This window comes from Telluria sp. AZSoR62, from assembly GCF_058111565.1.
Genome location: NZ_JBYTST010000002.1, coordinates 501,863 through 522,520, shown reverse-complemented (window position 1 = coordinate 522,520; position 20,658 = coordinate 501,863). Strand labels below are relative to the sequence as shown.

Here is a 20,658-nt window from a genome sequence, read left to right as displayed (position 1 = left end):
TGCGCGGACGGCGCAGGTGGCGGGAAGGCCGCATGGCGCGGCCTGGAGCAGCTTGGAGCAGGGAGCCGGCAGGGCGCCGGTTCCCCTGGGCTTACACCGACAGCGGCATCTTCGCGATCAGCTTGTCCAGCGTGATCGGATACTCGCGCACCCGCACGCCGGTGGCGTTGTAGACCGCATTCGCGATCGCCGCCGCCACGCCGCAGATACCCAGTTCCGCGATGCCCTTGGCCTTCATGGGCGAGGACATCGGGTCCGTCTCGTCGAGGAAGATCACTTCCTGGTGCGGGATGTCGGCATGCACCGGCACCTCGTAGCTGGCCAGGTCGTGGTTCACGAAATAGCCCAGGCGCTTGTCCACCGCCAGCTCTTCCATCAGGGCCGCGCCCGCGCCCATGGTCATGGCGCCGATCACCTGGCTGCGCGCGGTCTTCGGGTTCAGGATGCGGCCGGCCGCGCACACCGCCAGCATGCGCCGGATGCGCACCTCGCAGGTCACGCTGTCGACCGCCACTTCCACGAAGTGGGCCCCAAAAGTAGATTGCTGGAAGCGCTTGTCGATGTCGCCGTACTCGATCATGTCCTCGGCCAGCAGCTCGCGCTCGCCCACCGCTTCCGACAAGGGCAGGCTGCGTTCGCCGGCGCGCACCAGGCCGTCGGCGAAGATCGCGCGCGCCGGGTCCAGTCCCGCCTTGGTGGCGATCGCTTCGCGCAGCTTCATGCAGGCCGCGTACACGCCGGCGGCCGAATTGTTGCCGCCCCACTGGCCGCCCGAGCCGCAGGATGCCGGGAAGCTCGAGTCGCCCAGGCGCACCTTGACCCGTTCCATCGGGAGGCCCATGGTCTCGGCGGCCGTCTGCGCCAGGATGGTGTAGCTGCCGGTGCCGATATCGGTCATGTCGGTTTCCACCGTCAGGATGCCGCGCCGGTCCAGGCGCACGCGCGCCGCCGATTTCATCAGCAGGTTGTCGCGGAAGGCCGAGGCCATGCCCATGCCCACCAGCCAGCGGCCGTCGCGCGTCTTGCCGGGCGTCGTGGAGCGCTTGTCCCAGCCGAAGGCCTTGGCGCCGGTCTGCAGGCACTGCACGTACTGGCGCATCGAGAATGCCGGATGCGGATTGTGCTTGGGCTTGTCGGCCTTGCCCTTCGACTGGGGATCGGCGCCGGGCGGCTTTTCCGGGTTGTCCGGCACCACCTGGGTATCGTTCAGGATGCGGAACTGGACCGGATCCATGCCCAGCTTTTCCGCCATCTCGTCCATCGCGATTTCCAGCGCCGCCATGCCGGGCGCTTCGCCCGGCGCGCGCATGGCGTTCGCTTCGGGCAGGTCCATCTCGGCCACCCGGTTCGAGGTCATGCGGTGCTCGCCGGCGTACAGCAGGCGGGTCTGGGTGGCGCCGTTTTCCGGACTGCCCTTGGGCAGGTTGCCCGATGCGCTGTCGTGGCCGATGGCGACGATCTTGCCTTCGCGCGTGGCGCCGATGCGCACGCGCTGGATGGTGGCCGAGCGGTGGGTGGTGTTGTTCGGGATCAGGGCGCGCGGCAGCGCCACCTTGACCGGGCGGCCGACCGCCTTGGCGCCCAGCGCCGCCATCACGGCGTCGGCGCGCAGGAACAGCTTGGAGCCGAAACCGCCGCCGATGTAGGGCGACATCACGCGCACCTTGGACTTGGGGATGCCGAGCGTCTTGGCCAGGTCGCCCGCGGTCCAGGCGATCATCTGGTTCGAGGTCCACAGGCTGAGCGAATCGCCGTCCCAGGCCGCGATGCTGGCGTGCGGCTCCATCATCGAATGCGATTCGTGCGCCGTATGGTATTCGGCATCGAGCCGCACCGCGCTCGAAGCAAAAGCGCCGGCGAAGTTGCCGACCTTGCTTTCGGCCGCTTCGCCCTTGGGCGCGGCGGCCTTGTTCTTGACCGCCTCCAGGTCGAACACGCCCTTGTCGCGCTCGTAGCGCACGCGCACCAGGTGGGCCGCGTCGCGCGCCTGCTCGAAGGTCTCGGCCACCACCACGGCCACGGCCTGGTGGTAGTGCTCCACGCGCGGACCGGCCAGCAGCATCGCGGTGTTGAAGTTGCCCTTGTTGATCTTGCCGGCGTTGGCGGCGGTGACGATGGCGAGCACGCCAGGCGCCGCCTTGGCCGCGGCGGTATCGATCGAGACGATTCGTCCCTTGGGAATGCTGGAGCCGACGATGTAGCCGTGCGCCTGGTTGGCCACCACGTCGTGGCGGTCCATCGCGTACGGCGCGGTGCCGGTGGTCTTGAGCGGGCCGTCGATGCGGCTGAGCGGCTGGCCGACCACCTTGAGCTGGTCGATCGGGTTGGTGCTTGCGGGTTCGTTGAATTTCATGACGGTCCTTCCTAGGCTTTGGCGTCGGCGATGATGGACGCCAGCGTGCGTTCCACGAGCGGCAGCTTGTATGCGTTGTCTTCGGTGGTGCGCGCGCCCTGCATCAGCGCGGCGGCAAAGGCCTGGGCCCCGCGCGGCAATGCGCTTTCCGCCGCTTCCACGCGCCACGGCTTGTGCGCCACGCCGCCCACGGCGACCCGGCCGCTGCCGTCCTTCTGCATCACCGCCGCCACCGACACCAGCGCGAAGGCGTACGACGCGCGGTCGCGCACCTTGCGGTAGACCTGCAGGCCGCCCAGCGGGGCCGGCAGGGTCACGGCCGTGATCAGTTCGCCCGGCTGCAGGTTGTGGTCGATGTGCGGGGTCTTGCCCGGCAGCCGGTGGAAATCGGCGATCGGAATGGTGCGGGTGGCGCCGTTCGGGTTGATGGTCTCGACCTGGGCGTCGAGCACCCGCATGGCCACCGCCATGTCGCTCGGGTGGGTGGCGATGCAGGCATCGCTCTGGCCGACGATGGCGTGGATGCGGGTGAAGCCGCCGATGGCGCTGCAGCCGCTACCAGGGTTGCGCTTGTTGCAGGGCTGGTTGGTGTCGTAGAAATAGGGGCAGCGGGTGCGCTGCAGCAGGTTGCCGGCGGTGGTGGCCTGGTTGCGCAGCTGGCCCGAGGCGCCGGCGAGCAGGGCGCGCGACAGCACGCCGTAGTCGCGCCGCACGCGCATGTCGGCCGCCAGGTCGGAATTGCGCACCAGGGCGCCGATGCGCAGGCCGCCGCCCGCCAGCGGCTCGACGCGGTCCAGGGCCAGGTCGTTGACGTCGATCAGGTGGGCCGGCGTCTCGATCTGCAGCTTCATCAGGTCGAGCAGGTTGGTGCCGCCGGCAACGAAGCGCGCGCCCGGGGTGCGGGCGGCGCTGGCGGCGGCTTCGGCCGGGGTCCTGGCGCGTTCGTAGGTAAAGGATTTCATCGCTTGGCTCCCGCTGCGCCAGGGGCGATTCCGGCGACTTCGGCGATCGCTTCCTGGATGTTCGAATAGGCGCCGCAGCGGCACAGGTTGCCGCTCATGCGCTCGCGGAATTCCATGTCGCCAGGCTGGACCTGGGCGTTGAGGTCGGCCGTCACGTGGCTCGGCATCCCGGCCCGCACTTCCGCCAGCATGCCCACGGCCGAGCAGATCTGGCCGGGGGTGCAGAAGCCGCACTGGAAGCCGTCGTGCTTGACGAAGGCGGCCTGCAGCGGATGCAGGTTGCCGGGCGTGCCCAGTCCTTCGATGGTGGTGATCTCATGGCCTTCCTGCATCACCGCCAGCGTCAGGCAGGAGGTGGTGCGGCGGCCGTCGATCAGCACCGTGCAGGCGCCGCACTGGCCCTGGTCGCAGCCCTTCTTGGAACCGGTCAGCTGGAGCCGCTCGCGCAGGGCGTCGAGCAGGGTGGTGCGCGGGTCGAGCATCAGCTGGTGCTCGCTGCCGTTCACGCGCAGCATGACGCTCATCATGGCGGGCGTGGTGCGCGCCGCCTGTGCCGCGGGGGCCGGGGCGGCCGCGGCCTGGGGCGCGAAACTGGACGCCGCGGCGACGCCGCCGACGGCGGCCGTCGAGGCCTTGAGCAGCTGGCGCCTGTTTGGATCGAAGTCGGGCATCGGTATTCCTTTCGGGAGATGGGTCTGGATGAGCGTGTGCCATGGGCGCTGGGCATTACAAGAACATAACGCTTTTCGCATTTCGGCGGCGTGCAGTTCGCCTGGCGGCGATTTGTCCTATGGACAGTGGACGGATGGATGCCAGGGCCGATTCGCCGCTTGCCTTGTCCAGGCGATTGTAGAGGCTGGGACAGGCGCACGAGCTTGTCAAAATTGCATACGCTTATGAATGGGACTCATGAATCAAGGGTCCGCACCATGAGGGGGCGTCATTGTATTGGCCGGCAGGGCGCCGGCCTGCCACTAGGTGGCGCCAGGCTGGTCGCCGTCCGTCTCGTCGATCCGGTGCAGGCCGCTGTCGACCACCGCGCGCATCGTGGACAGCAGGGCGGCCCCCTGCTCGGCGCCGAACTGCTGGTCGAACAGGGCCTGGGCGCGGCGCCAGGCCGGCAGGATGGCCTCGACCTTGCTGCGCCCCGCCTCGGTGAGTTCGACGATGCGCTCGCGCCGGTCCTGGTCGCTGGGACGGATGCGCACCAGTTCCTCGCGCACCAGCGGCTGCAGGTTGCGCGCCAGCGTGGTGCGGTCCATCACCATGCCCTGCGCCAGCGCGCTGACGCTGGCGGCGCGCGGCTTGAGGCGGGCCAGGATCGCGAACTGGGTCACGCGCAGCCCGGAGCCGGACAGCATCTGGTCATAGAAGGACGTGACGTAGCGCGACGCCTGGCGCAGCGACGAGCAGTAGCAGAGGGTGTCGGGAAGGGGCAGGTCGTCGTCCATGGCGGCAGTATAGCCGTCCGCTGTCATGGGGCGTGCGCTGCTCCCAGCAAATCGGCGCGCGGATAGCCCCAGCGGACGACCGGCGCCGGGCAGGGCTGGCCAAGCCGTTCGGCATACGGCAGGGTCGAGAAATTCGGCTGGCCGGGGGCGCCGAAGCGCAGGTCGGTGGCGCTGCCGCCCTGCAGCGACGGCACCCGCGCGAAGCGCAGCCAGGCGTCGACATGGCAGTTGGCCTGGCGCAGGCCGCGCAGGCCGGCCAGGCTGCCGGTCTCGGTGGCTGACCAGGCCAGGTCGGGCGCAGTTGCGCCCGGTCGCCCGCCGAAGCGCGCCGGGCAGTGCGCTACCGGGGTGATGCCCGGGGCCAGGCTCAGCACGCCCACGCGCAGCGCATAGCTGCCGGGCGCCGGGCCTGCGCTGACGGTGGCGAAGGACCAGCACAGCGGATTGGCGGGGAAGGAGGACAGCGGGATGTCGAGCACGCGGCTGCCCGGCGCGGCCTGGGCCAGCGCGGCGCGAACCTGGGTGCGCGCGAGCTGTCCGGCCACGGCCTGGATGCCGATAAAGCCGATGCAGGCGGCGATCGCCGCCGCCAGGCCCGCCCGCGGCCCGGCGCGGTGGGCGGCGCCGACCAGCAGCAGGATGGCCGCAAGCAGCGCGACCGAACCCCATTGGAGCAGGCCGAGCCAGGCCAGCAGCAAAGGCATCGCGGCGAAGAAGGAGAGCGCCACCCGTCCGAGTGCCCGGCTGCGCGCCGACAAAGCCAGCGCGCAGCCGAGCGCGGTCCAGAACACCGGCTCGACGATGAACACCAGGTCGCCGTAGATCCAGCGCGCATCGAAGGGGTAGAACGGGTGGACGCCATAGACGTTCAGTGCGTCGAAGCCCAGGTGCAGCAGCATGCCGAGCAGGGCGGTGCCCAGCACGGCATGCCTGGCGGTGGGGTCGCTTTGCAGCAGCCGGCGCGTGGCCGGCCACAGCAGCCAGCACAGGGCCAGCAGCAGCGCCACCTGCGGCAGCGCGTAGAGCAGCGTGTGGGTATGGCCGCGATGGTGGATCAGATAGCCGAGCGGCGCCGGGAGCAGCGGCGTGAGCACCAGGTCGAGGTCGGGGAAATTACTGGCAAGCAGGCCGGTAACGAGCAGGGCGCGGCGCCGGAGCTGGCCATGGGCAGCGTCGCGCGGGGCGGGGAGGGCGCGTTCCACCAGTTCCCCAAGTGCGAGGCCGACGAGCGAATGGGTCATATTGTCCATGGTGCAAGCTTACAGCAAGGCGCTGTCGGTGCCGCGTGCCGAAAGGCATGTGGCAAAATAAAATTTCCGGCGGGCATTTGATGCAAGTCAACAGTTCCAGCGACGCGCCTCAATACACTGCGTGATGACCGCGCCGGGTTTGCATTTGCGCAAACCGGCGAAGGCTGGAGCCCACACCTCATGCATGCAGACACCTACGCGGGCCCCGCCCGCATGCCCCTTTCGCCTTCGACCGGGTGTGCCATGCCGGCCGCCGGCCTGGCCCTGCGCGGCACGCGCGCGCTGGCGCTGCACCTGCATATCCCTTCGTTCGACGACATGCCGGTCCCGGTCTTCGGCGGCCTGGCCACCTATCTCGCCTACCTCAAGCGCGAGGCGTCCATGCGCGCCGCGCTCCTGGACGGCATGGGCGAGGTCGCGCACCTGCGCTTCGACGGCCAGTCGCCCGCCTGCCTGGACGCGGCGCAGCTCGATGGCCTGATGGCCCACCTGCACCGCCATTTCCGTTTTGCCCCCGATGCAACAGGAGAATTCGAGGTGAGGGCCGACCCGCGCGGCGCCAGCCCCGAGCGCATCGCCCGGCTGCGCCGCCTGGGCTTCAATTGCATCAGCCTGGACGTGGGCGACGACGGCGCCGAACCGGCCCGGGTGCGCTGCGTGGCCGCCGCCGCGCGCGCCGCAGGCTTTCGTTCGCTGCGCGTGGTGTTCGGCTACGCTCTACCGGGGCAGGGCGCCGACCTGCTGCGCCGCATGCTGGTCACGATCATCGGCGCCGGCCCCGACCGCGTGAAGCTGCGGCCGCATGGCGGTGCCGTGCGCGGCGAGTTCGCGCAGCGCATGCGCATGCAGTGCGTCGCCCAGCTGCGCGCGGCCGGCTATGTGGACATCGGCGGCGATTGCTACGCCTTGCCGGACGAGGCACTCGCGCCGGCGCCTGACGCCGCGGCGGCCGCGCCGTCGGTCTTCGGCATCCCGCTACATGGGGCGGTCCAGGTGGTCGGCTGCGGCGTGGGGGCCACCGGCATAACGGGTGCGCTGCGCAGCTGCAACGTGTCCGCGCCCGGCGACTACTACGCCCTGCTCGACCGCAACGAGCTGCCGCTGGCGCGCAGCCTGCAGGACAAGGTGGCGGCATGAAGACCGCCCACGGACTGGCCGCCGGCCTTGCCATGCCTGTTCCCGGCCCCGCACCGCAGCGTGTGGACAAGGCGCTGCGACCGCTGGCGCCGCCGCCGGCCGCTAACCTCAGCGCTGCGCCCCCCCGGCCCGAGCCGGAGCCGCCTGCGGACAGCGCCGAAGGCTGCAGCCGGCGCCCGCCGGCCGGGCAGGCCAGCTTCACCATCGACGGCATGCGCGGCGCGGCCTGCGCCTGGCTGATCGAGCGGCGCCTGCGGCGCGTGCCGGGCGTGCTCCGGGTCGCGGTCGATGTCGGCGCCGACCGCGCCTGGGTGCGCTGGGACCCGGAGCTGTGCGGCATCCGCACCGTGCTGCGCGCGCTGCGCGGACTCGGCTACCGCGCCTGGCCTTTCGACGAGCGGCGCCACGGGGCGCGGTTGGAACGCGCCCGGCGCCAGCTCGGGCGGCGCCTGTTCGTGGCCGGCCTGGCGCTGGTGCAGCTCTTGATGTACGCGCTGCCGGCCTGGCTGGCCGGCGGGGGCTCAGCCGTGGCCGATGCCGGTGCGGGCGCGCTGGTGAACTGGATCTCGCTGGTGCTGGCGCTGCCGGTGGTGTGCTATTCGGCGCTGCCTTTCTACCGGGGCGCCTGGCGCGACCTGCGGCGCGGCCTGCCGGGCGCGGACGTGCCGGTGGCGCTGGGGATCGCCGCCGTCTTCGCCTGCAGCTGCGCCAGCCTGTTCGCCGGCCGCGGCGACGTGCATTTCGCGGCGCTGGTGGCCTTCGTCTTCCTGCTGCTGGGCAGCCGCTGGCTGGAACAGGATGCGCGGCGCCGCGCCACCGACGCGCTGGACGCCTTCCGCGACGGCTTGCCGGCCGCCGCCCTGCGCCTGCGCGGCGACCCGGCCGCGCGCGATACCGACACCGTGGCGGCGTCAACCCTGAGGGCGGGCGACCTGGTGCTGGTCCAGCCCGGCCAGGCGGTGCCGGCCGACGGCGTCGTGGTCGAGGGCGTGACCGAGATCGACCTGGCCCTGCTCACCGGCGAGAGCCGCACCCAGAGGAAAAGCGTGGGCGACAAGCTGCCCGGCGGCGCGGTCAACGTGGCCCAGGCCATCGTGGTGCGGCTCACAACCGGCGCCGGCGACAGCACCCTGGCGATGCTGGTGGGACTGGCCGAAAGCGCGGGCCAGGGCAAGCCGGTGGCGGCGCAGTGGTTCGAGCGCATTGGCGTCTGGTTCGTGCCGGCGCTGCTGCTGGTCGACCTGGCGGTATTTTGCATCTGGCAGGCGGTCGACCCGGCGCGCGCCTGGCAAGCCGCGATCGCGGTGCTGGTGGTGTCCTGCCCGTGCGCGCTGTCGCTGGCCACGCCGGCGGCGCTGGCGGCAGCCAACGGCCGCCTGCTGCGCGGCGGCGTGCTGGCGGTGGCGCCGCACACGCTCGAAACCTTCGAGCGCGCCACCCACATCGTGTTCGACAAGACCGGCACGCTGACCCTGGGCCGCCCGGTGCTGCACCAGGTGCTCCCGGTCGGTCCGCTCGGCGCGGCCCACTGCCTGCGCATCGCCGCCGCGCTCGAAGCGGACAACGCGCACCCGATCGGCGTGGCGCTGCGCGCGGCCAGCGGCCCGTCGGTCATGGCCGCGCGCCAGCGCGCCTTCGAGGTCGGGCAGGGCATCGAGGGCAGCATCGAGGGCGTGGTGTACCGGGTCGGCAGCGCCGCCTTCGTGGCGGGCCTGGCCGGCGGGGTCGCGCGTTCGGCCGCGCCGCCTGGCACGAGCTCGGTCTGGCTCGGCACCGGCGGCGCCTGGCTGGCCCGCTTCGACCTGCAGGACGTGCTGCGCGAGGATGCCGGCGCGGTGGTGCAGCGCTTCCGCAAGAACGGCAAGACCATCGTGCTGCTCAGCGGCGACGACGGCCGCGCCACCCAGGCCGTGGCCAGCCGGCTCGGCATCGCCAGCGCCTTCGGGGGCCGGCTGCCGGGCGAGAAACTGGCCTTCGTGCAGAAGCTGCAGCGCGAGGGCGCGACCGTGGCGATGGTGGGCGATGGCGTCAACGACGCCGCGGTGCTGCGCGGCGCGGATGTCTCGTTCGCGATGGGGCATGGGGCCGAGCTGGCGCAGCTGCATGCCGACGGCATCCTGCTGGGCGACGGCCTGGGCCCGCTGGCCGACGCCGCCGACACCGCGCGCCGCACGCTGGCCGTCATTCGCCAGAACCTGGCCTGGGGCGCGATCTACAACCTGGTGGCGATTCCGGCCGCCGCCGCCGGCATCCTCAGCCCCTGGGTGGCCGGCATCGGCATGGCCGCCAGTTCGGCGCTGGTCGTGCTCAACGCACTGCGCCTGCGCAAAGGCTGAGCGGCGCGCCTACATCGACGGGCCGCGGCCGCCGTGCTGGTCTTTCTCGAGCTGCTCCTGGCAGCCGATGCACAGGCGCACCGTGGGGGTGGCCAGCAGTCGCGCTTCCGGGATGTCGCAGCCGCAGGATTCGCAGATGCCGGCCCCGCCCGACTCCAGCTTGCCGATGGCGACGTCGATCTCGTGCAGCAGCGCCGATTCGTGGTCGGCCAGGTGCTGCTCGTTATGGCTGAGCATTTCGGATTGCGGCGCGTCGTCCGACTGGCCCTGGTGGGCCAGCGGGCCGATGGCCGGCGCTTCGTCGTCGGCCGAATCCGTGCGCGCGCGCAGCGTCTCCAGCAGGTCTTCACGCGCCTGGTGCAGGCGCTGGCTCAGTTGTTCGGATACCGATGGCGATAGAGGCGGCATAAGCATGTTCCCGTTCGACGTTGGTGGTTGGAGGTGTCGAACCGAGTCTAGCCGATAACGCCGGGTGCGCGCGCACGCGCCTGGCGCCGCCGCGGCCCTGGGTTCAGGACGAGATGGCGGCCAGCACCAGGACGTTCAGCAGCACGAAGGCCGCCACCGCGCCCAGGCCGGTCATCAGCGGCAGGCCCCAGGTGCGGCGCGCATACGCAAGGCCGTGGTGCAGCGCCACGTATTTCACCTGCGCGTGGGCCGACATGCAGTACCACACGCCCAGCAGCGCCAGGCTCACGAAGGACGGAATGCCGACATCCGAGCCGTTGGCGGTGGCCACGGCCACCACGACCAGGTTGATCAGGTTGACGATGCAGATGGCGGCGACCCAGGCCTGGGCTTCCCTGGCTTTTTCCGGATGGCCCAGCCGTTCCCAGTTGCGCGCATGCAGCCAGGCGCCGAAGGCGGGCGTGAGCAGCAGGCTCCAGAGCGCCGCCGCCACCGGGTTCCACAAGGCGAGGAGGTTGTCGCCGGCGGCGTGGCGGGTGGTGCTGGCGGTCGTGTCCATGGAACTCTCCGGCTGTTGCGATATGGAAAGATCGTAGACCGGGGCCGCGGCCCGGCCCTTGATGCGCGCCAGCCAGGCGCCAGTGCAGGCGCAAGGAGGCGGGCTCAGTCCGCCTTGAAGCCGCGCCCCGTTGCCGCCCAGTAGATTCCGCCGTACAGGTGGTGCAGGAAGACCGGGTCGCGGTAGGTGGCGGGCAAGTGCCCGAGCGCGGTATAGAAGGCGCGGCCGCCCTCGTAGGGCTGGTACCAGCTGACCGGGTGGAAGCGCCCCATGCCCTTGCCCTGGCGGTCGGGCCACACGGTCTCGGGCTGGTAGGTGGTTTCGTCGACCGTCAGCAGGTAGGTGAGGGAGGGCGAGGTGGCCGGGCCGAATTCGTACCACTCGTCGGTGAACAGGCTGCGCGGGGCGAAGCGCTCCATGCCGGGGAAGTCGCGCTGGCGCACCTGCAGCACTGCGGTCTGCACCGCCGGGTGCACGCGGAACATGTGGCCGACCATCTTCGTGTACCAGGGCCAGCCGTATTCGGTGTCGGCCGCGCTGTGAACGCCCACGAAGCCGCCGCCCTTGCGGATGTAGCGCTCGAAGGCGGCCTGCTGGGGCGCGTCGAGGATGTCGCCGGTCGTCAAGAGGAAGACGACGGCCTGGTAGTTCGCCAGCTCGGCGTCGTTCATCACGCGGCCGGCATCGGCGCTCCAGAACACGCTGAAATCGTGCAGCTTGCCCAGTTCCTGCACTGCCGCAACGCCCGCATGGACGGCGTCGTGGTGCCAACCGGCGGTCTTGGTGAACAGCAGGACCTTGAACTGCTCGGCCTGCGCGGCCGGCACGGCGAACAGGGCGGCTGCGAACGTCACGGCTGAGGCGAAAGGAAATTTCATCAGAGGATCAATCCTGAAAGATTATTTCACGGTGGAGAGCGAGTCAGAGCACGCGAGCTCATCCGTAATAAGGTCGAGACGAGTCTAGCACCGGCGCCAAGGCAGGTCTGTACATACTACGTGCGCATTGTTGAACTGCTCTTTTCCATGTTAGATTCCCCGGCGGAAAAGCACGGTGAGAAACCGGCTCCACGATCAACGACAAGGAAGAGACAAAGATGCCATCCCCAAGCCAGCGCAGCCTGCGCGCCCTCATCGGCGCCCTGTTCATCCCCGCCGCGATCGCCGCCGCCAGCCTGCCGTGCGCGGCCCTGGCCGCCCCTGCCGCGACCGCGGCCGCCGCCAAGCCGAACAAGGCCTTCGATACCTGGGCCGACAAGTTCGCCGAGGACTGGGTGCGCCTGAACCCGCAGGGCGCGACGGCCACGCAATACTTCAGCGGCGCCGAGCAGGCCAGGCTGGACCGCGAGCTGACGCCCTTGACGCGCGCCCAGCGCCAGAAGTCGGTGGCGATGGCCAAGGCGGGCCTGGCGCGCCTGGACAAATGGATGGCCGGCCCGCTCGACGAAAACCAGCGTGTATCAGGCGCCGTGATGCGCTGGTCGCTGCAGAACGTGGTGGCCAACGAACCCTTCGAGGACCACGCCTTCGTGTTCTCGCAGTTCAGCGGCGTGCAGGTCGGCCTGGTCAACTTCATGACCACCACCCACCCGCTGCGCAATGCGCAGGACGTCGACAGCTACCTGGCGCGCCTGGAGCAGGTGGGCGCGCGCATGGACGAAGCGCTGGCGCGTGCGCGCGACGCCGCGTCCCGCTCCCTGATCCCGCCGCGCTTCATCCTCGAGCGCGCCCAGTACCAGGTCGACACCTTCCTCAAGCCGGCCGCCGCGGACAACGTGCTGGTCACCTCGCTGGCGCAGCGCACCGAGAAAATGGAAGGCTTGACGCCTGAAGCGCGCAAGGCCGCGCTGGCGCGCGCCGCCCAGGTGGTGGAGGCGCGCATCCGCCCGGCCTACAAGCGCGTGCAGGACTTCATGCTCGCGATCCACCCGCGCACCGGCGACGTGGCCGGCATCTCGCGCCTGCCCAATGGCGCCGCGGCCTATGCGCGCGCGGTCGAGAACTTCACCAGCACCAAGCTCGCTCCGAACGAGATCCACGAGATCGGCCTGCGCGAAGTGGCGCGCATCGAAGGCGAGATGGACCGCCACCTGCGCTCGCTCGGCCTCACCGAAGGCAATATCGAAACCCGCATGAAGCAGCTCGACGCCCGCTTCCAGCCCAAGGGCGAGGGCGACCCGCGTCCCGCGATCCTGGCCAGCTATGTCGGGATGGTCAAGGACGCCGAGCGCCGCAGCGCCCCGCTGTTCAACCTCAAGCCGCGCGCGCCGGTCGACGTGCGCCGCGAGCCGCCGCTGACCGAGCCGTCGGCCGCCGCCCACTACTCGATGCCGGCGCCGGACGGCACCCGCCCAGGCATCTTCTGGGTGCCGCTGCGCGGCCCGACCTTCGACATGGTCCGCATGCGCAGCCTGTCCTACCACGAGGCAGTGCCCGGCCACCACTTCCAGCTGGCGATCCAGCAGGAGCTGACCGGCATCCCGAAATTCCGCAGCCAGCGCATCTTCAGCGGCGGCAGCGCCCACGCCGAGGGTTGGGCGCTGTACACCGAGCGCCTGGCGGTGGAGCAGGGCTGGTACGAAGGCGACGTGCCTGGCTTGCTGGGCGCGCTGGGCTCGGAACTGTTCCGCGCGCGCCGGCTGGTGGTCGACACCGGCCTGCACTCGAAGGGCTGGACGCGCCAGCAGGCCATCGACTACGGCATCGGCGCCCAGGAAGTCGAGCGCTATGTCGCCTGGCCGGGCCAGGCCAACGCCTACATGATCGGCATGCTGCGCATCGTCGAGCTGCGCGAAAAGGCCAGGAAAGAACTGGGTGCGAAGTTCTCGCTGCCCGGCTTCCACGACCTGGTGCTGGGCGCGGGCTCGGTGCCGCTGGACGTGCTGGGCGAGCTGGTGGACAGCTGGATCGCGCGCCAGAAGAAGGCGTGAGCCGCGGGTAGCCGGGCGTGCGCTCCGAAACGAAGCGCACGCCAGGAAACAGGGGAGGACGCATGAAACCTTCGATGTTGCCGGGCTGGCGCCGCGGCCTTGTGCTGATCGGCACGTGGTCGCTCGCGCAGGCCTGCCACGCCTGTTTCGTCCCTCCAGCCGAACAGCTGGTCGGCGTGGACGCGCACATCGCGCAAGCGACCGACATCTCGGTGGCGACGGTCGTCAAGACTACGCCGCTCGAAAACGGCATCGTCGAATACGGTTTCGTCGTGCGCAAACGCCTGCTTGGGCCGGCCGAGCAGGCATTCACGCTGCTCGGCATGCCGGCGCGTGCGTCGGAGCAGCCGTCCCGGTCTCCCGACCACAGCGACGACACGTTCTGGAAATACGGCGGCGGGCGCCTGATGAATCGCGGCGACTGCCGCATCCATCCCCGCTTCGAGCAGGGCGAGAGCTACCTCGTGTTCCGCAAGCAGGAAACGACACGGCGCAGTTTTGAACGCATCGCCACCGTCGGCGGCGAGTCCTTGGCGACCGACCAGTGGCTGATGTATGTGGAAGCAAAGCTGAATCGGCGGGACATCCCGCAGGCCTGGCGCGTCCGTGCCGAACGCGGCGCCACATGGGGACCCTGATGTCGCGGCAGCCACTTTCCCCGATGCTCGCCAGGCGCCTGGCCCTCTCGCTTGCGATGCTGGCGATGGGCCTCGGGACGGCCCATGCCTGCCGCGTGCCCGACCGACACCAGACCATGTCCATTGACGACCAGCTTGCCGTCGCGCGCGACGTCTCGGTAGCCAAGGTGGTCCAGGCCACCGAGATGGGGCTCGGCAGCGTGAAATACGAGTTCGTTGTCCTGAAACGGCTGGCCGGCCCCTACCACCACCGGTTCACCATCGTCGGCCGTGGCTGGCCGGTGGAGCAGGGCACCGTTCATTCGCGCGACCACAGCGACGACCGCTTCTGGGAGCACGGGGGCGGACGCATGGGTGGCGACGGGAACTTCTGCTATATCACTCCTCGTTTCGATGTCGGCCAGGCCTACCTGGTCTTCTTCGACAAGCCCTATACGCGACGCAGCTTCGAACGTATCGAGCTCGAACCCGGCAGCGAGCGGCTATCGGAAGACCGTTGGCTCTCCTTCGTGGAAGACAAGCTGCGCCGGCGGCAAACTCCTTAGGCCTTGCTGGTGCACGCTGCCGCCGGCTCGCGCCTGGCGCCCTCCCGCCACGCACGCCGTTTGCCGCGCCCCGCGTTTGCTCCTACACTTGCGCAGGCATGTGCAGGTTTTTCATGAACGTCTTCTCCAGGAGAGCAGCATGGAAACAATGGAATTGCATCGCGGACGCCTGATCGACCACGTCCAGCTGGTGGTGCGCGACTTGCCCGCGTCCCGGGCCTTCTACCAGGCTGTGTTCGAGGTGCTGGAAGTGCCGCTGGGCGGCAGCGGCGACAGCTGGTTCTGGTACGACGAACTGTTCGTCTCCAGCGTGGACAGCGAGGCGGCGCTGGGCGTGACCACCGGCCGCCACCACCTGGCCTTCCAGGCGCGCGACCGCAAGATGGTCGACGCCTTCTACCATGCGGCCCTGGGCGCCGGCGCGAAGGACAATGGCGGCCCCGGCGAGCGGCCCTACCATCCGGGCTATTACGCCGCCTTCGTGCTCGACCCGGACGGCAACAACATCGAAGCCGTCTTCCACGGCGAGGCCAGGCGCAGCGCGCCCTCGGTAGTCATCAGCTTCTGAAGCGGGCGGGGGAGGGGCGAAAGCGGCTATACTGCGCCGACCATGCGCATCCAGCTTTTCTCCGACCTGCACCTCGAACGCTATCCGGCCTTTGCGCCCTCGATCGCGCCCGACACCGACGTCGTCGTCCTGGCCGGCGACATCGGTTCCTACCAGGCCGGCTCGCGCCTGGCCACCAGCGAGTTCGGCCTGGAGCGCTTCTCGCCGCTGCGCCCGGGCGCCACGGCCGCGCGGGTGCTCTACATTCCCGGCAACCACGAGTTCGACGGGCTCGAATTCGACGACGCCTACGCCCGCCTGCGCGCCACCTGCGAGCAGCTTGGCATCGAGTGGCTGGACCGCGAGACCATCGTCATCGGGCAGGTGCGCTTCATCGGCACCACGCTGTGGAGCGACTTCGATGCGCTGGCGCTGCAGGAACAGGACCTGACCAAGCAGCTGCAGCGGCGCGAAAAGGCCTTCCGCGCCGCGAACTACTACCTGGCCAAGAACACCACGCTGAAAGACGGCGCGCAAGTGCTGGCCGAAGGCATCCGCGCGATGTCGCTCGACTGCCAGGACTGGCTGCGCGGCGCGCTTGGCGTGCCGTTCGAGGGCGCCACGGTGGCGGTCACGCATTTCGCGCCCAGCCTGCAAAGCGCCGACCCGCGCTATGGCCTCACACCCGGCACGGCGGGCTTTTGCAATGCGCTCGACGCGCTGTTCCCGCTGGCCGACGTCTGGATGCACGGCCACCTGCACTGCGCCAACGACTACACCGTGACGGGCGAAGAGGGCGGCCGGCCCTGGTCCTGCCGCGTGGTGGCCAATCCGCTGGGCTACCTGAGCAAGGGCGAGCAGGAGGGCTTCCGGCCAGAATTGGTCATCGAGCTCCAGGCTTGAGCCGGCCGGCGCACGGCTGATCCCCGGGCCCGCCGGCGCATGGGTCCGGCGGCCCGGGTGCTGCAGGCTCAGGACGACTTGGTGCGGTAATACTCCTTCTGGCCCTTGGCGCGCACGGTGCGCGACAGCTTGGCCGCTTCCACCGCCGCATGCTTGACGAAAGCAAAGGCGTCCGGCGCATCCCGGAGGGCGTCGATCACCTGCTCGGCCTCCTGGCGCCCGGCCAGCGCCAGGCCGAAGGTCGCCGACACCGCCAGCTCGGCCGCCAGTTCCTCGACCGTGGGTGCGGGCACTTTCAGGGCGGCGGCATCCAGCGCCGCCTTGCGGGCCTGGGGCGCGGCCAGGGCCTTGGCCGTTTCGGTGCCGGTCGCGACCAGGGTCAGGAAGTCCAGCGCGGCCTGGCTGCCGGAGCGGTTGGCCAGGTCGCCCAGGTGGATCAGGACGGCGTTCTTGGCATTGAAGGCGGCCCGCCCGGCCCAGGGACTGTGCACGAAATCGACCAGGGGCTTGAGCGCGGCCTCGGCGCCGATGAAGCACAGGGTGGTGACGATCTCGGGCAGGAATTCCTCGTGCTTGTCGGGCTCGTTCGCCAGCCACTCCAGCAGCAGTGTCGCGTCTGCCGGGCCGTATTGCGTGGCCACGCCGTAGGGCACGCCCTCGACCCAATGACGCGAGACGAAGTCGCGCACGTCCTTCGGCGCCTGGATGCCCTCGCCATCGCAAGCGCAAGCCGGCATGACGGCGCCGGTGACAGTGACAGGGCCGGCCAGGTAGCGCGCGGATTCGGCGCCGTTGACCACGTTGTGGTCGGCGCCGATGCTCGGGTACATGACCGCGCGCGGGTCGTCGCTGCGGTGGCCGATGCCGGCGTTGTGGCCATACTCGTGCACCCAGAGGATGCCTTCCATGCCGGGGGTGAAGCGCACCGCCGCGAGGTTCACTGTCGGGCTGCCCACCGGCGCGCAGCCGATGATCGACCCTCCGGGGCCGCCGCACCAGCGGATGGCCTGGACGATCTTCACGCCGGTGCCGGCATTGAGCAGGTCGATCAGCTGGGTCTCGGTCTGGATGGTGCCGGCGATATGGGCCGGCAGCACCTGCACCGGGCCGTTGCGCACGAACTGGACCCGGGTCGCCACGTCCGCGGCCGAGTCCGACGCCTGCAGCGTGCGGCCCATGTCGGCCAGGATACGGTCGGCGTCGGCTTCGCTCAGGGCTACGCTGCCGTGGCGCTGCACGGTCACCTGCACCGTGCGGCCGGTAGTGTCGGCCGGATTGACCACCAGGTAGTCGGCATACAGCGGGATGTCGGCCTCCCACTCGATATTGACCCAGATGTCCACGCCCCCCGTGCGCGGGGCCACGTTGTGCACGGTGTAGCGGGCCGCTCCGATGAACTTGCCGGCGTCCGGCCCGCCGGCGACCCCTTCGCCGATCGCCACGAACACCTGCGAGCGCGGATTGACGTCCGGCCAGTCGAGCTGCAGCGTCCACTGGCCGCGCCGCGCGCCCCAGTCGTGGCGGTAGGTGAAGCCGGCGCCGTTCAGCGCCGGCGCCAGCGTGCTGGCGGCCACCTCGGCCCTGGCGGTCTGTCCGGCCGGCGCCATCAGGGTTTCGTTACGATCATCTTCCGACATGCCTGTCTCCTTGCACGCGCGCAGCGTGGTGGTGTAGGATGGTTGTGGGGTCGAGCTCGCTTGGAGCCCACCCAAATATAGACAAGGCCGGCAGCGCCGGAAGCGCCATTCGACGGCGGCCTGACCTGCCTCAGTGATCGCCCGTTTCGGCGCCTGGCAGCGGCGCGAGAGCCGAACGGGGTGACGGCGTATCAAAAAAACATCGGCCTGCCGTGCGCGCCGCCTGCGCATGCTAGATTCTGGACACACCCGCAAGTAGCACCGGCATGACCCATTCGAGGAGTCTGCATGTTCGGTTTGTCCGCTTTAGACCTGGCACGCATCCAGTTTGCGTTCACGATGTCCTTCCACATCTTGTTTCCGGCGATCACGATCGGACTGGCCAGCTACCTGGCCGTGCTCGAGCTGTGCTGGCTGCGCACCGGGCGGCAGGTCTATGTCGATCTCTATCATTACTGGCTCAAGATCTTCGCCGTCACCTTCGGCATGGGGGTGGTGTCGGGCATCGTGATGGCCTACCAGATCGGCACCAACTGGAGCTACCTGTCCGAATTCGCCGGCAGCATCATGGGGCCGCTATTGGCCTACGAGGTGCTGACCGCCTTCTTCCTCGAAGCCGGTTTCCTGGGCGTGATGCTGTTCGGCTGGACCCGGGTCGGCCCCGGCCTGCATTTCGCCGCCACCTGCGCGGTGGCGCTCGGCACCCTGATCTCGGCCACCTGGATCCTGGGCGCCAACAGCTGGATGCAGACCCCGCAGGGCTATGCCATCGAAGGCGGGCGCATGGTGCCGGTCGACTGGCTGGCGATCGTGTTCAACCCGTCCTTCCCCTACCGGCTGGTGCACATGGTGCTGGCCGCCTACCTGTGCACGGCGCTGATCGTCGGCGCCTCCGGCGCCTGGCAATTGCTCAAGGGACGGGACAACCCGGCGGTGCGCAAGATGCTGTCGATGGCCATGTGGATGATACTGGGCGTGGCCCCGATCCAGGCGGTGGTGGGCGACTTCCACGGCCTGAACACCCTGCAGCACCAGCCGGCCAAGCTGGCGGCGATGGAAGGGCACTGGCGCAACGAACCGGGCGAGGCGGTGCCGCTGCTGCTGTTCGGCGTGCCCGACATGGAGCAGGAGCGCACGAAGTACGCCCTCGGCATCCCGCACCTGGGCAGCCTGATCCTCACCCACAGCTGGTCCGGGCAGATCCCGGCCCTGAAGGATTTCCCGCGCGAGCAGCGGCCCAATTCGCTCATCGTGTTCTGGAGTTTCCGCCTCATGGTGGGGCTGGGCGTCCTGATGATCCTGCTCGGGGCCTGGAGCCTGTGGCTGCGGCGGCGCGGGCGCATATGGAGCAGGCGGCCCTTCCTGCGCTTCGCGCTGTGGATGGGACCGGCGGGCCTGGTCGCCATCCTGGCCGGCTGGACCACCACCGAGGTCGGGCGCCAGCCCTGGGTGGTGTACGGGGTGCTGCGCACTGCCGACGCGGTCTCGCCGCACGGCGCGGGGCCGCTGGCGCTCACGCTGGCGCTGTTCGTCGTGGCGTACTTCTTCGTGTTCGGCACCGGCACCGCCTATGTGCTGCGCATGATCCGCAAGGGACCGCAGCGCTTCGAGCTGCAGCGCCCGGCCGAGGGCGGCCCCGGCGAAGAGCGCACGCCGATGCGCCCGATGTCCGCGGCCGACGTCGGCAACAACGACGACGAAGGACCGGACGGGCCGCAGCGCCCGCACGACGATGCCGCCGTGAAGGGAAGCTAGCATGGGCATCGACACTTCCATCATCTGGGCGCTGATCATCTATTTCGCCGTCTTCATGTACGTGCTGCTGGACGGCTTCGACCTGGGCATCGGGATGCTGTTTCCCTTCACGCCGAAAAAACGCGACCGCGACACCATGATGAATACCGTGGCCCCGGTCTGGGACGGCAACGAGACCTGGCTGGTGCTGGGCGGGGAAGGGCTGCTGGCAGCCTTCCCGGTGGCCTATTCGATCATCCTCTCGGGCCTTTACCTGCCGCTGGTCTTCATGCTGATCGGCCTGGTGTTTCGCGGCGTGGCCTTCGAATTCCGCTTCAAGGCCAAGGAACACGAGCGCCACCTGTGGGACAAGGCCTTCATCGGCGGTTCGGTAGTGGCCTCCTTCTTCCAGGGCGTGTCGCTGGGCGCTTTTCTCGACGGCATCGCGGTCTCGGGCCGCAGCTATGCCGGCGGGCCGCTCGACTGGATCGCTCCCTTCCCGCTGCTGGCCGGATTCGGCGTCATGATCGCCTACACCCTGCTGGGGGCGACCTGGCTGATCATGAAGACCGAAGGCGAGCTGCATGCGCGCATGGTGCAGGTGGCACGCCCGCTGGCGCTGGCGCTGCTGGGCGCCATCGTCGTGGTCAGCATCTGGACCCCGCTGCGCGACCCGGCGGTGGCCGACCGCTGGTTCACCTTCCCCAACCTGGTGTTCCTGGCGCCGGTGCCGGTGCTGGTGCTGGTCTTCATTGCCTTGCTGCTGCGCTCGCTCACCGGGAAGGACGCCCAGCTGCCGCACCGGCTGCCCTTCGTGGCGGCGCTGGCCCTGATCTTCCTCGGCTACAGCGGCATGGCGATCAGCATCTGGCCGCACATCGTGCCGCCCGCGATCTCGATCTGGGAAGCGGCCTCGCCGCCGGCCAGCCAGGGTTTCGCGCTGGTGGGCACGCTGTTCATCCTGCCCATCATCCTGATGTACACGGTCTGGTCGTACTGGGTGTTCCGCGGCAAGGTCAAGGCCGACGCGGGGTACCACTGATGGGTGCGCCACGCCAGGCCGGGCCGCGCCAGGCCGGGCCGCGCAAGGTCGGCCGGCGAGAATGGCTGCAGCGTCTTGGCTGGATGGCGGCGCTCTGGACCGGCGGGGTAGCGGCGCTGGCGGCGGTCGCCTACGTCATCCGCGTGATCATGCATGGGCTGGGCATGCGCTGACGGCGGGACCATCGGTCAACCGTGCGCGGCTCGCTTTCGGCGAGGACTACACTT

Annotated in this window: 19 protein-coding genes; 10 read left to right on the top strand and 9 right to left on the bottom strand. The window is 69.8% G+C overall.

All coding sequences use genetic code 11. The features are described from left to right. Positions 1 to 91: 91 nt before the first annotated feature. The 5 genes from AC3XQU_RS05660 to AC3XQU_RS05640 all read right to left on the bottom strand — a co-directional run bounded on the left by AC3XQU_RS05660 (position 92) and on the right by AC3XQU_RS05640 (position 6,007). Positions 92 to 2,353, bottom strand: a complete 2,262-nt coding sequence (locus AC3XQU_RS05660) for a molybdopterin cofactor-binding domain-containing protein (protein WP_489873163.1) — start codon at positions 2,351 to 2,353, stop codon at positions 92 to 94. Between the two features lie 11 nt (positions 2,354 to 2,364). Beyond that, positions 2,365 to 3,315, bottom strand: coding sequence for an FAD binding domain-containing protein (locus AC3XQU_RS05655; protein WP_489873162.1), 951 nt, complete (start codon positions 3,313 to 3,315; stop codon positions 2,365 to 2,367). Then, positions 3,312 to 3,986 (bottom strand): aldehyde dehydrogenase iron-sulfur subunit PaoA, encoded by a 675-nt coding sequence (paoA, locus tag AC3XQU_RS05650; protein WP_489873161.1) that lies wholly within the window; start codon positions 3,984 to 3,986, stop codon positions 3,312 to 3,314. Before paoA ends, AC3XQU_RS05655 begins: the two co-directional genes overlap by 4 nt. Before the next feature lie 303 nt (positions 3,987 to 4,289). Next, a complete protein-coding gene (locus tag AC3XQU_RS05645; protein WP_489873160.1) occupies positions 4,290 to 4,793 on the bottom strand; it encodes a MarR family winged helix-turn-helix transcriptional regulator in 504 nt (167 codons plus the stop codon). After that, positions 4,790 to 6,007, bottom strand: a complete 1,218-nt coding sequence (locus AC3XQU_RS05640; RefSeq protein ID WP_489873159.1) for a metal-dependent hydrolase — start codon at positions 6,005 to 6,007, stop codon at positions 4,790 to 4,792. Before AC3XQU_RS05640 ends, AC3XQU_RS05645 begins: the two co-directional genes overlap by 4 nt. A gap of 189 nt (positions 6,008 to 6,196) precedes the next feature. Between AC3XQU_RS05640 and AC3XQU_RS05635 the strand changes: the two genes are divergently transcribed. After that, positions 6,197 to 7,153 carry a hypothetical protein gene (locus AC3XQU_RS05635; RefSeq protein ID WP_489873158.1) on the top strand — a complete coding sequence of 319 codons (957 nt, stop codon included), beginning with the start codon at positions 6,197 to 6,199 and terminating at the stop codon, positions 7,151 to 7,153. After that, the gene (locus AC3XQU_RS05630; RefSeq protein ID WP_489873157.1) at positions 7,150 to 9,489 is read left to right on the top strand and encodes a heavy metal translocating P-type ATPase; all 2,340 of its coding nucleotides are present in this window, start codon (positions 7,150 to 7,152) and stop codon (positions 9,487 to 9,489) included. Before AC3XQU_RS05635 ends, AC3XQU_RS05630 begins: the two co-directional genes overlap by 4 nt. A 9-nt stretch (positions 9,490 to 9,498) precedes the next feature. Here AC3XQU_RS05630 and AC3XQU_RS05625 read toward each other — a convergent pair whose 3' ends face one another. From AC3XQU_RS05625 to AC3XQU_RS05615, 3 genes are all read right to left on the bottom strand, one after another. Continuing rightward, a complete protein-coding gene (locus tag AC3XQU_RS05625; protein ID WP_489873156.1) occupies positions 9,499 to 9,897 on the bottom strand; it encodes a TraR/DksA family transcriptional regulator in 399 nt (132 codons plus the stop codon). A 103-nt stretch (positions 9,898 to 10,000) separates the two neighbouring features. Beyond that, entirely contained in the window at positions 10,001 to 10,456 is a 456-nt protein-coding gene (locus AC3XQU_RS05620; RefSeq protein WP_489873155.1) for a hypothetical protein, read from the bottom strand. A 104-nt stretch (positions 10,457 to 10,560) separates the two neighbouring features. Further along, the gene (locus AC3XQU_RS05615) at positions 10,561 to 11,334 is read right to left on the bottom strand and encodes a ThuA domain-containing protein (protein WP_489873154.1); all 774 of its coding nucleotides are present in this window, start codon (positions 11,332 to 11,334) and stop codon (positions 10,561 to 10,563) included. Positions 11,335 to 11,552: 218 nt separating this feature from the next. Between AC3XQU_RS05615 and AC3XQU_RS05610 the strand changes: the two genes are divergently transcribed. From AC3XQU_RS05610 to AC3XQU_RS05590, 5 genes are all read left to right on the top strand, one after another. After that, positions 11,553 to 13,385, top strand: a complete 1,833-nt coding sequence (locus AC3XQU_RS05610) for a DUF885 domain-containing protein (RefSeq protein WP_489873153.1) — start codon at positions 11,553 to 11,555, stop codon at positions 13,383 to 13,385. Positions 13,386 to 13,447: 62 nt separating this feature from the next. Beyond that, the gene (locus AC3XQU_RS05605; RefSeq protein ID WP_489873152.1) at positions 13,448 to 14,023 is read left to right on the top strand and encodes a hypothetical protein; all 576 of its coding nucleotides are present in this window, start codon (positions 13,448 to 13,450) and stop codon (positions 14,021 to 14,023) included. Further along, positions 14,023 to 14,568, top strand: a complete 546-nt coding sequence (locus tag AC3XQU_RS05600) for a hypothetical protein (RefSeq protein ID WP_489873151.1) — start codon at positions 14,023 to 14,025, stop codon at positions 14,566 to 14,568. The genes AC3XQU_RS05605 and AC3XQU_RS05600 overlap by 1 nt, the downstream gene beginning before the upstream one ends. 139 nt (positions 14,569 to 14,707) lie before the next feature. Then, positions 14,708 to 15,136, top strand: a complete 429-nt coding sequence (locus AC3XQU_RS05595; protein WP_489873150.1) for a VOC family protein — start codon at positions 14,708 to 14,710, stop codon at positions 15,134 to 15,136. A gap of 42 nt (positions 15,137 to 15,178) precedes the next feature. Next, positions 15,179 to 16,018 (top strand): metallophosphoesterase, encoded by an 840-nt coding sequence (locus AC3XQU_RS05590; protein ID WP_489873149.1) that lies wholly within the window; start codon positions 15,179 to 15,181, stop codon positions 16,016 to 16,018. Positions 16,019 to 16,086: 68 nt separating this feature from the next. Here the strand turns inward: AC3XQU_RS05590 and AC3XQU_RS05585 are convergent, their stop codons facing one another. Next, positions 16,087 to 17,655, bottom strand: a complete 1,569-nt coding sequence (locus AC3XQU_RS05585) for a hypothetical protein (RefSeq protein ID WP_489873148.1) — start codon at positions 17,653 to 17,655, stop codon at positions 16,087 to 16,089. Positions 17,656 to 17,943: 288 nt separating this feature from the next. On the opposite strand from AC3XQU_RS05585, the gene AC3XQU_RS05580 reads away from it, so the two are divergent. Genes AC3XQU_RS05580 through AC3XQU_RS05570 form a run of 3 tightly spaced genes read left to right on the top strand, consistent with a single transcriptional unit; the run spans position 17,944 to position 20,604 of the window. Continuing rightward, positions 17,944 to 19,410, top strand: coding sequence for a cytochrome ubiquinol oxidase subunit I (locus tag AC3XQU_RS05580; protein ID WP_489873147.1), 1,467 nt, complete (start codon positions 17,944 to 17,946; stop codon positions 19,408 to 19,410). Between the two features lies 1 nt (position 19,411). Continuing rightward, positions 19,412 to 20,431 (top strand): cytochrome d ubiquinol oxidase subunit II, encoded by a 1,020-nt coding sequence (cydB, locus tag AC3XQU_RS05575; protein ID WP_489873146.1) that lies wholly within the window; start codon positions 19,412 to 19,414, stop codon positions 20,429 to 20,431. Next, positions 20,431 to 20,604 carry a DUF2474 family protein gene (locus AC3XQU_RS05570; RefSeq protein WP_489873145.1) on the top strand — a complete coding sequence of 58 codons (174 nt, stop codon included), beginning with the start codon at positions 20,431 to 20,433 and terminating at the stop codon, positions 20,602 to 20,604. The genes cydB and AC3XQU_RS05570 overlap by 1 nt, the downstream gene beginning before the upstream one ends. Positions 20,605 to 20,658 lie beyond the last annotated feature (54 nt).

What these genes read in the sequence shown, in the direction of transcription:
- cydB (WP_489873146.1), top strand. Translation starts at nt 19,412, where the DNA reads ATGGGCATCGACACTTCCATCATCTGGGCGCTGATCATCTATTTCGCC.
- AC3XQU_RS05640 (WP_489873159.1), bottom strand. Translation starts at nt 6,007, where the DNA reads ATGACCCATTCGCTCGTCGGCCTCGCACTTGGGGAACTGGTGGAACGC.
- AC3XQU_RS05645 (WP_489873160.1), bottom strand. Translation starts at nt 4,793, where the DNA reads ATGACAGCGGACGGCTATACTGCCGCCATGGACGACGACCTGCCCCTT.
- AC3XQU_RS05585 (WP_489873148.1), bottom strand. Translation starts at nt 17,655, where the DNA reads ATGTCGGAAGATGATCGTAACGAAACCCTGATGGCGCCGGCCGGACAG.
- AC3XQU_RS05655 (WP_489873162.1), bottom strand. Translation starts at nt 3,315, where the DNA reads ATGAAATCCTTTACCTACGAACGCGCCAGGACCCCGGCCGAAGCCGCC.
- AC3XQU_RS05625 (WP_489873156.1), bottom strand. Translation starts at nt 9,897, where the DNA reads ATGCCGCCTCTATCGCCATCGGTATCCGAACAACTGAGCCAGCGCCTG.
- AC3XQU_RS05570 (WP_489873145.1), top strand. Translation starts at nt 20,431, where the DNA reads ATGGGTGCGCCACGCCAGGCCGGGCCGCGCCAGGCCGGGCCGCGCAAG.
- AC3XQU_RS05620 (WP_489873155.1), bottom strand. Translation starts at nt 10,456, where the DNA reads ATGGACACGACCGCCAGCACCACCCGCCACGCCGCCGGCGACAACCTC.
- AC3XQU_RS05605 (WP_489873152.1), top strand. Translation starts at nt 13,448, where the DNA reads ATGAAACCTTCGATGTTGCCGGGCTGGCGCCGCGGCCTTGTGCTGATC.
- AC3XQU_RS05615 (WP_489873154.1), bottom strand. Translation starts at nt 11,334, where the DNA reads ATGAAATTTCCTTTCGCCTCAGCCGTGACGTTCGCAGCCGCCCTGTTC.
- AC3XQU_RS05660 (WP_489873163.1), bottom strand. Translation starts at nt 2,353, where the DNA reads ATGAAATTCAACGAACCCGCAAGCACCAACCCGATCGACCAGCTCAAG.
- AC3XQU_RS05580 (WP_489873147.1), top strand. Translation starts at nt 17,944, where the DNA reads ATGTTCGGTTTGTCCGCTTTAGACCTGGCACGCATCCAGTTTGCGTTC.
- paoA (WP_489873161.1), bottom strand. Translation starts at nt 3,986, where the DNA reads ATGCCCGACTTCGATCCAAACAGGCGCCAGCTGCTCAAGGCCTCGACG.
- AC3XQU_RS05595 (WP_489873150.1), top strand. Translation starts at nt 14,708, where the DNA reads ATGGAAACAATGGAATTGCATCGCGGACGCCTGATCGACCACGTCCAG.
- AC3XQU_RS05635 (WP_489873158.1), top strand. Translation starts at nt 6,197, where the DNA reads ATGCATGCAGACACCTACGCGGGCCCCGCCCGCATGCCCCTTTCGCCT.
- AC3XQU_RS05610 (WP_489873153.1), top strand. Translation starts at nt 11,553, where the DNA reads ATGCCATCCCCAAGCCAGCGCAGCCTGCGCGCCCTCATCGGCGCCCTG.
- AC3XQU_RS05630 (WP_489873157.1), top strand. Translation starts at nt 7,150, where the DNA reads ATGAAGACCGCCCACGGACTGGCCGCCGGCCTTGCCATGCCTGTTCCC.
- AC3XQU_RS05600 (WP_489873151.1), top strand. Translation starts at nt 14,023, where the DNA reads ATGTCGCGGCAGCCACTTTCCCCGATGCTCGCCAGGCGCCTGGCCCTC.
- AC3XQU_RS05590 (WP_489873149.1), top strand. Translation starts at nt 15,179, where the DNA reads ATGCGCATCCAGCTTTTCTCCGACCTGCACCTCGAACGCTATCCGGCC.